Consider the following 2,500-nt stretch of genomic DNA (forward strand, 5'->3'; position numbering starts at 1 on the left):
TGGTTGCGGGGGCAGGATTTGAACCTGCGGCCTTCAGGTTATGAGCCTGACGAGCTACCGGGCTGCTCTACCCCGCGACAGGGGTGTCCTGGATCGGGATGATCGTTTCAGGGAGATATTGCGTGTCTTTCCAGGTCTGGCGGTGACCTACTCTCCCACGTCTTGAGACGCAGTACCATCGGCGCAGCGGCACTTAACGGCCGAGTTCGGGATGGGATCGGGTGTTTTGCTCGCGCTAGGGCCACCAGACCGGGAAAGACACGCTCAGCGTTGCCACTTTGGAGTGACGATGTTGTCCAAGGATGCTTTTGGAAGAAGTCCTGCTTCTTCCGGATCAAATCAAGCCTATCGAGCCATTAGTACCGGTCAACTGAATGCATTGCTGCACTTACATCTCCGGCCTATCGACGTGGTGGTCTTCCACGGCTCTCAAGGGAGACCTTGTTTTGAGGGGGGCTTCACGCTTAGATGCCTTCAGCGTTTATCCTGTCCGTTCATAGCTACCCTGCACTGCCGTTGGCACGACAACAGGTCCACCAGTGGAACGTTCACCCCGGTCCTCTCGTACTAGGGGCAACTCCTCTCAAGTCTCCAACACCCACGGCAGATAGGGACCGAACTGTCTCACGACGTTCTAAACCCAGCTCACGTACCTCTTTAAATGGCGAACAGCCATACCCTTGGGACCTGCTCCAGCCCCAGGATGAGATGAGCCGACATCGAGGTGCCAAACGATGCCGTCGATATGGACTCTTGGGCATCATCAGCCTGTTATCCCCAGCGTACCTTTTATCCGTTGAGCGATGGCCCTTCCACTCGGGACCACCGGATCACTATGGCCGTCTTTCGACTCTGCTCGACTTGTCAGTCTTGCAGTCAGGCTGGCTTCTGCCATTGCACTCAACGAGCGATTTCCGACCGCTCTGAGCCAACCTTCGCGCGCCTCCGTTACTGTTTGGGAGGCGACCGCCCCAGTCAAACTACCCACCACGCAGGGTCCCGGACCCGGATAACGGGCCGCGGTTAGACATCAAGAGTGCGAAGGGCGGTATCTCAAGGATGGCTCTACGGGAACTGGCGTCCCCGCTTCAAAGCCTACCGCCTATCCTGCACATCGCAATCCTGATGCCAGTGCGAAGTTGTAGTAAAGGTGCATGGGGTCTTTCCGTCTAACCGCGGGAAGTCTGCATCTTCACAGACAATTCAATTTCGCTGAGTCCACATTTGAGACAGCGGGGAAGTCGTTACGCCATTCGTGCAGGTCGGAACTTACCCGACAAGGAATTTCGCTACCTTAGGACCGTTATAGTTACGGCCGCCGTTTACCGGGGCTTCAATTCAATGCTTGCACATCTCCTTTTAACCTTCCGGCACCGGGCAGGCGTCAGACCCTATACGTCGCCTTACGGCTTCGCAGAGCCCTGTGTTTTTAGTAAACAGTCGCCACCCCCTGGTTTGTGCCCCCGACCAATGCTTGCGCACCAATCGGGCCTCCTTCTCGCGAACTTACGGAGGTATTTTGCCGAGTTCCTTAAATGTGGTTCTCTCAAGCGCCTTGGTATTCTCTACCAGTCCACCTGTGTCGGTTTAGGGTACGGTCTTGTGGAGGGCTATTTCCAGGAACCGCTCAGCCGCCCTTCCAATCCGATAAGGAAGAACAACACCTGCGATCCGTCACCATCTCCTGGCCCAGGACTATTAACCTGGTTCCCATCGACTACGCCTTTCGGCCTCGCCTTAGGGGCCGGCTCACCCTGCTCAGATTAGCTTTAAGCAGGAACCCTTGGACTTTCGGCGACAGGGTCTCTCACCCTGTTTGTCGCTACTCATGTCAACATTCTCACTTCTGATCACTCCACCGGATGGCTCACGCCCCGGCTTCACAGTCAGAACATTGCCTCCGTTGAACCCGAAGGATCAAAAGAGGCAGCGTCCTATATCACAGAACGCTCCGCTACCACGTGCATAAATGCACATCCAAAGCTTCGGCTCGTGGCTTGAGCCCCGTTACATCTTCGCCGCAAGACCTCTTGATTAGACCAGTGAGCTGTTACGCTATCTTTAAAGGATGGCTGCTTCTAAGCCAACCTCCTGGTTGTTTTGGAAGTCTCACATGCTTTCCCACTTAGCCACGAATTGGGGGCCTTAGCTGTTGGTCAGGGTTGTTTCCCTCTCCACGACGGACGTTAGCACCCGCCGTGTGTCTCCCGGATAGTCCTCTCGGGTATTCGGAGTTTGCTTAGACTCAGTAAGGCTGTGGGCCCCCATCATCCATGCAGTGCTCTACCCCCCGAGGGATACGTCCGAGGCGCTACCTAAATAGCTTTCGCGGAGAACCAGCTATCTCCGAGTTTGATTGGCCTTTCACCCCTAGGCACAAGTCATCCCGACCTTTTTCAACAGGTGTGGGTTCGGACCTCCAGTTGGTGTTACCCAACCTTCATCCTGCTCATGCCTAGATCACTCGGTTTCGGGTCTGATCCGTCTGACTCATGCGCCC

Annotated in this window: 1 tRNA gene and 2 rRNA genes (1 of these 3 cut by a window edge); all 3 read right to left on the bottom strand. The window is 55.6% G+C overall.

From position 1 onward, the window contains the following. Positions 1–77: transfer RNA gene (locus IE224_RS20390), tRNA-Met, on the bottom strand. 57 nt (positions 78–134) lie between these two features. Then, positions 135–249 (bottom strand): 5S ribosomal RNA (gene rrf / locus IE224_RS20395). Positions 250–335: 86 nt separating this feature from the next. Then, positions 336–2,500: ribosomal RNA gene (locus IE224_RS20400) — 23S ribosomal RNA — on the bottom strand; it runs 667 nt beyond the window's last position.

Source organism: Paracoccus aerius, from assembly GCF_014656455.1.
GTDB classification, from domain to species: domain Bacteria; phylum Pseudomonadota; class Alphaproteobacteria; order Rhodobacterales; family Rhodobacteraceae; genus Paracoccus; species Paracoccus aerius.